Raw genomic sequence first — 8,741 nt, 5'->3', positions numbered from 1 at the left:
CAGCGGTCAAAACGAACTCGGCGGAAGAGCGTCCCGAAAACGACATCCTGAAACCGTAGCAATTTAACGCCAGGATTTCCGGTGCATCACACTAGGGCGGTTGCCGCGCCGACGCCGCGCAGGACGCCGCGTCGGGTCACGATGCGATCGGCGGCGGGCCCGGACGGGGCGGAGCCGGCGAGGAGACGGGGCGGCGCGGACGGCAGACGGAACATCCGGTTCATCGACACCCGCGCAGGATGCAGCCCCACCTTCCACGGGTGCAATGGACGCCGCGTAAAGGCCGGTCCCCAGCAGACGACACACTGTCGAGAGCGAACTGCCGTGATGGGGTGGGCCGGTGAGGCCCGAGGCCCAGGCAGAGGCCGGGCTCACCGGAACAGGCCCAGCACAGCGACAGCCGAGCTCAAACGCGGCAACCGAGCTGCACCGGCGAGCGTCGGAGCCGGGCGAGGCAGTCCAGCAGGCAAGACGTACGCAGGCGGGACGGGCCCGTCGACACGGACGGTCGGCGACACGAGCGGCGGGCCACCCGCGCCCCGCAACGCGGAGACTGCGCGTCGAGGGCCGCGCGGCCCTCGACGCGCACAGGGCCGCGCCGATGTCATGCGCCCCGTCGGCGAGCGCGCCCGCCCCGTCAGCCCTCCAGCGAGGTCATGACGTGCTTGACGCGCGTGTAGTCGTCGAAGCCGTACAGCGAGAGGTCCTTGCCGTACCCGGACTTCTTGAAGCCACCGTGCGGCATTTCCGCGACGAGCGGGATGTGGGTATTGATCCACACGCACCCGAAGTCGAGCCACTTGGACATGCGCATCGCCCGGGCGTGGTCCTTGGTCCACACGGAGGAGGCCAGGGCGTAGTCGACGTCGTTGGCGTATTCCAGGGCCTGCGCCTCGTCACGGAAGGACTGCACCGTGATGACGGGGCCGAAGACCTCGTTCTGGATGATCTCGTCGTCCTGGTGCAGTCCGGAGACGACGGTCGGCGCGTAGAAGTACCCCTTCTCGCCGACCCGGTGGCCGCCGGTCTCGACCTTGGCGTGCGACGGCAGGCGGTCGATGAATCCGGTGACCTGGGCGAGCTGGTTCGCGTTGTTGACGGGGCCGTAGAAAGCGTCCTCGTTCTCGGGGCCGCCGGTCGTGAGCTCGGCGGCGGCCTTCGCGAGAGCCGCGACGAACTCGTCGTGCACGGACTCGTGGACGAGCACGCGCGTAGCGGCGGTGCAGTCCTGGCCGGCGTTGAAGAAGCCCGCCTCGGTGATGCCGCTGACGGCCTTGGCGACGTCCACGTCCTCGAAGACGACAACTGGCGCCTTGCCACCCAGCTCGAGGTGAACCCGCTTGAGATCCTTGGCGGCGGATTCCGCGACCTGCATCCCGGCGCGGACGGAGCCTGTGATGGAGGCCATCGCGGGGGTGTCGTGCTCGACCATGAGCCGCCCCGTGTCGCGGTCGCCGCACACGACGTTATAGACACCCTTGGGCAGGACGGAGCCGATGATCTCCGCCATGAGCACGGTCGAGGCGGGCGTCGTGTCCGAAGGCTTGAGCACCACGGTGTTGCCTGCGGCGAGGGCCGGCGCGAACTTCCAGACGCCCATCATCATCGGGTAGTTCCACGGGGCGACCTGGGCGCAGACGCCGATCGGCTCGCGGCGGACGAAGGAGGTGAGTCCCTCCATGTACTCGCCCGCGGAGCGGCCGTCGAGCATGCGCGCGGCGCCCGCGAAGAAACGGATCTGGTCCACCATCGGCGGGATCTCCTCGGAGCGGGTGAGCCCGACCGGCTTCCCGGTGTTCTCCACCTCCGCGGCGATGAGGTCCTCGGCCCGCTGTTCGAAGGCGTCGGCGATCCGCAGCAGGGCTTTCTGCCGCTCCGCCGGCGTCGTGTCGCGCCACGCGGGGAAGGCGGCGGCCGCGGCGTCCATGGCGGCGTCGACGTCGGCCTGTCGCGACAACGGGGCGCTCGCGTACGCCTCGCCGGTGGCGGGGTTGACGACCTCGGTGGTCGCCCCGTCGGCGGCATCGCGGAACTCCCCGTCGATGTAGTTGCGCAGTCGACGCAGTTCGGTGCTCACTGCCGGCCCTCCTGTCGGGTGTCCAGAACTTGAGACACCCACCCTAGTCGGTACTCCGACGCTTTCGACACACCCACTCCCCCAGAGCTTCGGAATTAGTGTTTTTCCGTCGCGTGAACAACGGATTTCATCGATCGGACCTTGCCTAACCGTCGAGTCCTCGTGCAGAGTGAGGAGGTGGCCAGTCGCAGTGCAGATTCCAGAACAGGGGGCGGCGGCTCGTCGCTCGACGCCGTCTCCCTGGCGATCATCGAACAACTCCAGGAGGACGGCCGCCGCCCGTACGCCGCGATCGGCAAGGCCGTGGGCCTCTCCGAAGCAGCCGTGCGGCAGCGGGTGCAGAAGCTGCTCGACCAGGGCGTCATGCAGATCGTGGCCGTGACGGATCCTCTGACCGTCGGCTTCCGACGCCAGGCCATGGTCGGGATCAACGTCGAGGGAGATCTCGACGGCATCGCCGAGGCCGTCTCCGCGATGGACGAGGTCGAGTACGTGGTCCTGACCGCCGGCTCCTTCGATCTGCTGGTGGAGATCGTCTGCGAGGACGACGACCACCTGCTCGAAGTGATCAACAAACGTATCCGCGCCCTCCCCGGGGTGCGCTCCACCGAGAGCTTCGTCTACCTGAAGCTCAAGAAGCAGACCTACATGTGGGGAACCCGATAGCCGTGAGCAACGACCTGTCCAAGACCGCGTACGACCACCTGTGGATGCACTTCACCCGCATGTCCTCGTACGAGAACGCGCCCGTCCCGACCATCGTGCGGGGCGAGGGCACCTACATCTACGACGACCGGGGCAAGCGCTACCTGGACGGTCTCGCCGGCCTGTTCGTCGTACAGGCCGGGCACGGGCGCGCGGAACTCGCCGAGACCGCGGCGAAGCAGGCCAAGGAACTCGCCTTCTTCCCGATCTGGTCGTACGCGCACCCCAAGGCCGTGGAGCTCGCGGAACGCCTCGCCCACCACGCACCGGGCGACCTGAACAAGGTCTTCTTCACCACCGGCGGCGGCGAGGCGGTGGAGACCGCCTGGAAGCTCGCCAAGCAGTACTTCAAGCTCGTCGGCAAGCCCACCAAGCACAAAGTCATCTCGCGCAACGTGGCGTACCACGGCACGCCCCACGGGGCGTTGTCGATCACGGGGCTGCCCGGTCTGAAAGCCCCCTTCGAGCCGCTGGTGCCCGGCGCCCACAAGGTGCCCAACACCAACATCTACCGTGCCCCGATCCACGGCGACGATCCCGAGGCCTTCGGCCGGTGGGCCGCCGACCAGATCGAGCAGCAGATCCTCTTCGAGGGGCCCGACACGGTGGCCGCGGTCTTCCTGGAGCCCGTGCAGAACGCCGGGGGCTGCTTCCCGCCGCCGCCCGGCTACTTCCAGCGGGTGCGCGAGATCTGCGACCAGTACGACGTGCTGCTCGTGTCGGACGAGGTCATCTGCGCGTTCGGCCGCCTGGGGACGGTGTTCGCGTGCGACAAGTTCGACTACGTCCCGGACATGATCACCTGCGCCAAGGGGATGACATCCGGCTACTCGCCGATCGGGGCCTGCGTCGTCTCCGATCGCCTCGCCGAGCCCTTCTACCGCCAGGACAACACCTTCCTGCACGGCTACACCTTCGGCGGTCACCCCGTGTCGGCGGCGGTGGGCATCGCCAACCTCGACCTGTTCGAGCGTGAGGGGCTCAACCAGCACGTCCTCGACAACGAGGCCGCCTTCCTCGGCACACTGCAGAAGCTGCTGGACCTGCCCATAGTCGGCGACGTCCGTGGCAACGGGTTCTTCTACGGCATCGAGCTCGTCAAGGACAAGGCCACGAAGGAGACCTTCACGGAAGAGGAGTCCGAGCGCATTCTGTACGGCTTCGTCTCGAAGAAGCTCTTCGAGTACGGCCTGTACTGCCGGGCCGACGACCGCGGAGACCCGGTCATCCAGTTGTCGCCGCCGCTCATCTCCGACCAGGCGACCTTCGACGAGATCGAGGGCATCGTCCGCCAGGTGCTGACCGAGGCGTGGACGAAGATCTGACGCCGCTCACGGCCCGGCCTCACCCGAGTGGGTGGGGGCCGGGCCGTTCGCTTTTCCGCCCCGTCCGCACTCGTGCGACCCTTCACGTCACCTCCCACGCAGCCGTTGCACCGATCGGGTGACGGGTGACCAGGGCGTGCAGAGGCTTTGCCACGCGAGACCTGTGGGCTGCCGGGCGGCTTGCACGTCCACGTGTTACGTTCCACCCGTTTTCGGGAGAAAGCGCGCGCTTCCCGGGCGGACGTCGCGGAATCGGACGGGGCAGCCCGTCCTGAGGACGGGGCGCCTCGTCCCCCCACCGGGACGAGGACCTGGAGCGCGTCTCCCGTGCGGATCTGACGGCCCGGAGCGGAACTGAGGTGCACTGCATGGAGGCCCCGTCTCACCCCTCGGCCGACGACGTGCTGCGTGCGAGGTCCCTGCACGTCTCCTACTGCGGCTCCCCCGCGCTGAGGGACGTCTCGATCGGCGTGCGCCGAGGGGAGATCGTCGCGGTCGGCGGCCCGCGGGGCAGCGGACGGACCACCCTTCTCCGTTGCCTCTCCGGTCAGCACGTCCCCGACCAGGGCGAGGTCTGGTTCGAGGAGCACCCCGTGCACGATCTGGGTGCCGTGCACCGTGAACGGCTGCGCCGGGACCACTTCGGCTGGATCGATCCCGAACCGCGGCTGGTGCCCGAACTGACGGCATGGGAGAACGTGGCCCTGCCCCTGTTGCTCCGCGGGGTGCCGCACCGTACGGCGCGGGTGACGGCCGAGGAGTGGCTGGAGCGCCTCGACATCCCCCGCAGCGCGCGCAAACGGCCGCACGAGATGCTGCACGCGGAACGGCAACGTGTGTCGATCGCCAGGGCGCTCGTCACGACACCGGCCGTGCTCTTCGCGGACGAGCCCACCGCCCCGTTGCACGCCGTGGACCGCGCCGTCGTCCTGCGCACACTGGCCACCGCCGCACGCACCCACGGCGTCACCGTCGTCATGACCACCCACGGCGCGGAGGCCGCCGACCTCGCCGACCGCACCGTCACCCTTGAGGACGGCCGCACCGTGCCGGTCACCGCCGCCCCGGGCCCCTCCGACACGGAGGGCCGCGCGACGTGCTCGCTCTCCGTCTGATGCGCGGTGGACGGCCCGACGTCCAGCTCCGTCGCCTTCTCGTGTCAGCCGCTTCGGCGGGCACCGGTTTCCTCCTGCTGTGCGCCCTCGGCCATGCCCTGCAGGGCGGCCCGGGGGGCGCCGTACGACTGGCCTGGTGCCTCGTTCCCCTCGTGGCCACGGTGTACGTCGCTGTCGCCGTTGCCCGCACGGACCCCGCGCTGCGGCCCGACCGCAGTGGCCTCGCGGCGTTCGGCCTGGAGGGGACCGGGCTCCGCGTCTTCGCCGGTGTCGCCACCGCGGCGTTCTGCGGCCTGGGCTCCGTCGTCGCGCTGCTCGCCTTCCTTTTCGCCCGGGGCAACCTCGTGGGTCAGCCTTTGGGCCACGGAGCGGCTAAGGCCCTGGGGGCCATGTATTCACTGCCGCTGGCCGGCATCGTCACGCTGCTCGCCATCGTTCCGGTCATCGCCTCGGTGTCCGCCGCGCTCGCCGCGCCCGTCGGCGCGAGGGGACGCGGAGCCGAGGACGGCCGAACCTCCGACACTCCCGTGCCACCGGCGACGCCCCCGGCCGGCCTGCCCTGGGGTATCGCACTGCTGACGGCCGGTCTCGCCGTACAGACATATGCGGGACGGGGCGTCGAACGGCGCGGGACGGCGTGGCTCGACGGTGCGGGCGGCAGTCTCGCGGGGACGCTGACGGGCTGGGTGTTGACCGCGCTCGGCCTGGCCGTAGCGGGACCGGGGCTGACCTACCTGTGCGGTCGCCTGCTTCAGTCCGCCCACCCGGGCGCCGTCCGGCTCCTGGCGGGCCGTGGGTTGCAGGAAGAGGCCCGGCGTATCGGAAGGCCGGTCGGTGTGGTGTGCGCCGTGGCGGCGGCCCTGCTGGCCGCCCTACGGCTCGACGGCGCCGCCCCGTCACGGCAGGGAGACGCCGCCCCGGGGCTCCTCACGGTTTTCGGTGTGACCCTGGTCGCGGCGTGCGCCGGGGCCGCCCTGTTGCTGGCCGCTGTGGAGTCCCGTCAGGCGCGTCACGAGACGACCGCCACATTGCAGCGCGCGGGTGCCCCCGTGGCGACCCTGCGTTCGGCGGTGGCGGTGCGGGCGGGGGCTCTTCTCCTCGTGCTGGCGCCGCTCGCCTGGGTGGTCGCCGTACTCGCCACGCTCCCCCTTGCCGGCTGACCACCGAGCGCGCAGCATCCATGGCTCAGCGACGTGCGCCCGTCCGCCGTCCCGACGACGGTGCGCCGATTGCCGAAACATCGATGAGTTCCGCATGACGTAGCGGTCTACCCCACGAGGAGAGCGCTTCGGTCCTGGCCGCGGGGCGGACCGTGCCTCTCCACCGCAGCACACGAGGCAGCGGCCACTTTGCGGGAACGGTACGCCCCGCCCCAGTACGTCGCACCGTCGTCCATCCCGCAGCACCACTGCCAGCACACTCCGACCGGCCTCAGGCACCACGGCATCAGGCCCCAAACGCAGGACGTCGAACACCCCGTACGCCGAAAACAGACGAACAGGACAGGCCAAATGACCTATCAGCAGATGATCTTCGTCAATCTTGCGGTGAAAGATCTGTCCGTTTCCCGGAAGTTCTTCACTGACCTGGGATATCCGATCAACGAGCAGTTCAGCGACGAACACACCACCAGCGTCGTGATCAGCGACGCGATCGTGGTGATGCTCCTCGAGAATGCTCGCTTCCAGGAGTTCACTCCGTCAGGCAAGGGGATCGTGGACGCCTCGAAGTCGAACGAGGTCCTCGTCGCCCTCAGCGCGGAGAGCCGGGAGAAGGTGGACGAACTATCGGACAAGGCACTTGCCTCGGGCGCCACCCCTGCGCGTGAGCCCGAAGACCACGGCTTCATGTACGGCCGCTCCTTCCAGGACCCGGACGGCCACGTGTGGGAAGTCGTGTGGATGGATCCGGCCTCCATCAAAGGCTGAGCCGTCTCCAGGTACGGCGGGTAGGACCTTGGACGAAGGTTCGGAGGTCGGAGGTCGGAGGTTCGGAGGTCGCTGAGCCTGTTAGGCGTCCCAGGCTCGCAGGAGTCCTGACGTCGCGGGTATCCACCTGCCCGTATGGCGCCCCGTCGCCGCATGCGTAGGACGGGGCCGTGAGGCCGGTCACGCAACAGCCGGAACACCACCACCGCGGCTTACGACGCCCCCGTCTCTCGTGCTCGACCGGCCGCTCCGTGTCCGGCGCCCCGTCCCGTCTCCTCTCAGTCGACAGTGCTTACCATGTGGCGTGCTGCCGATATCCGGGGCGTCCAGCCCTGTCCCCGCTCCGTCGTCCGCCGTTGACGCCCGCGCGAACAGTGCGCCGGGTACGTCCCTCACCGGCAAGGAGATCGAGTCGATCGCCGACTTCGACCTCGCCGTACAGTCCGGGTCCCTCACCGGCTGCCGGGTTCAGGCGGTGGACCTGACGACGCGGGCAGAGGCTCTGGCTTCAGTGGTCACCCGAGGAGCGATCTTTCTCGGGTGCGCCATGCTCCCCGCGACCGCCGCACACGTGCAGACCGCCGGCGCTCTCGTCTTCCCACGCGTACCCGGCCTGCCCTTCGACCCGTACCGGGCACGGCTCTACACCGCCGAGGAACTCTTCGACGGGCTCGACCGGCCCGCGGGTTACGAGGGGACGCCGGACGCGACGGCCTACACCTGGTTTCAGCGGACGAAGAGCGACGGAGACATCCTGTCGTCCATGCTCCGCGCCATCCACGACGACGCCCTGTCGGACGCCCTGGACGAATTCCTCGTCGGCAAGAGGGTCGTCGGCGTCATGGGCGGCCACGCCCTGCGGCGGGGCACCGTGGAATATGCCGACGCCGCGCGCCTGGGACGCGAGCTGGCCAGGTCCGGCGCGGTTGTGGCCACCGGGGGTGGCCCAGGCGCGATGGAAGCAGCCCAACTCGGTGCCTACGCGGCCCCGTACACCGACGAGATGCTGCCCCTCGCACTCGACGTCCTGGCCAAGGAGCCCTCCTTCACGCCGTCCGTGACCGCCTGGGCTCGGGCGGCGTTCGAGGTGCGAACCCAGTGGCCCCGAGGCGGCATGTCGGTCTCGGTACCCACATGGTTCTACGGCCACGAGCCTCCCAACAGCTTCGCCAGCCACATCGCGAAGTACTTCGCGAACGCCACGCGCGAGGACGGCCTGCTCGCCCGGTCCAACGGCGGTGTCGTCTTCCTGCCCGGAGCGGCCGGAACGGTTCAGGAGATCTTCGACAACGCGACGCCCAACTACTACGAGTCGCGCGGCGTTCCGACGCCCATGGTCCTTGTGGGCAAGGAGCACTGGACCGAGCGGCTACCCACGTGGCCACTCCTGCAGGCTCTGGCACAGGGGCGTTCGCTGGAGAACAGGATCGCCTTGGTGGACCGTGTCGACCAGGCGGCGGCCGCTCTGCAGCACATCTCAGGGTGAAACGCCTCACCGCGCCGGTCCGGTGGGCAGCCGGACCGACACCGATGTGAGCCGAACAGCGGGCCGGCAGGCCGACGCCGCGCCGAACACGGCACGGGGCTGGAC

At 69.4% G+C, this 8,741-nt stretch carries 7 protein-coding genes; 6 read left to right on the top strand and 1 reads right to left on the bottom strand.

The window, feature by feature from the left end; all coding sequences use genetic code 11:
- Positions 1-637: 637 nt before the first annotated feature.
- Positions 638-2,077: a gamma-aminobutyraldehyde dehydrogenase gene (locus tag AB0J21_RS31675; protein ID WP_363149601.1), complete on the bottom strand. Its 1,440-nt coding sequence runs from the start codon at positions 2,075-2,077 to the stop codon at positions 638-640.
- 177 nt (positions 2,078-2,254) lie between these two features.
- Here AB0J21_RS31675 and AB0J21_RS31670 point away from each other — a divergent pair, with 177 nt between their 5' ends.
- The 6 genes from AB0J21_RS31670 (at position 2,255) to AB0J21_RS31645 (ending at position 8,636) form a co-directional block, all read left to right on the top strand.
- Positions 2,255-2,743, top strand: coding sequence for an Lrp/AsnC family transcriptional regulator (locus AB0J21_RS31670; RefSeq protein ID WP_363149600.1), 489 nt, complete (start codon positions 2,255-2,257; stop codon positions 2,741-2,743).
- Entirely contained in the window at positions 2,728-4,107 is a 1,380-nt protein-coding gene (locus AB0J21_RS31665) for an aspartate aminotransferase family protein (RefSeq protein WP_363149599.1), read from the top strand. The genes AB0J21_RS31670 and AB0J21_RS31665 overlap by 16 nt, the downstream gene beginning before the upstream one ends.
- 368 nt (positions 4,108-4,475) lie before the next feature.
- The gene (locus tag AB0J21_RS31660; RefSeq protein ID WP_363149598.1) at positions 4,476-5,222 is read left to right on the top strand and encodes an ATP-binding cassette domain-containing protein; all 747 of its coding nucleotides are present in this window, start codon (positions 4,476-4,478) and stop codon (positions 5,220-5,222) included.
- Entirely contained in the window at positions 5,204-6,382 is a 1,179-nt protein-coding gene (locus AB0J21_RS31655; RefSeq protein WP_363149597.1) for a hypothetical protein, read from the top strand. Before AB0J21_RS31660 ends, AB0J21_RS31655 begins: the two co-directional genes overlap by 19 nt.
- Positions 6,383-6,733: 351 nt before the next feature.
- A complete protein-coding gene (locus AB0J21_RS31650) occupies positions 6,734-7,150 on the top strand; it encodes a VOC family protein (protein ID WP_363149596.1) in 417 nt (138 codons plus the stop codon).
- A 406-nt stretch (positions 7,151-7,556) separates the two neighbouring features.
- On the top strand, positions 7,557-8,636 hold the full coding sequence (locus tag AB0J21_RS31645) for a Rossmann fold nucleotide-binding protein (protein WP_363149610.1): 1,080 nt from the start codon (positions 7,557-7,559) through the stop codon (positions 8,634-8,636).
- Positions 8,637-8,741 lie beyond the last annotated feature (105 nt).

The sequence above is a fragment of the Streptomyces sp. NPDC049954 genome, from assembly GCF_040656295.1.
Classification (GTDB): Bacteria; Actinomycetota; Actinomycetes; order Streptomycetales; family Streptomycetaceae; genus Streptomyces.
The sequence above is the reverse complement of the archived record's forward strand: the minus strand, read 5'-3'. Positions and strand labels throughout refer to the sequence as shown.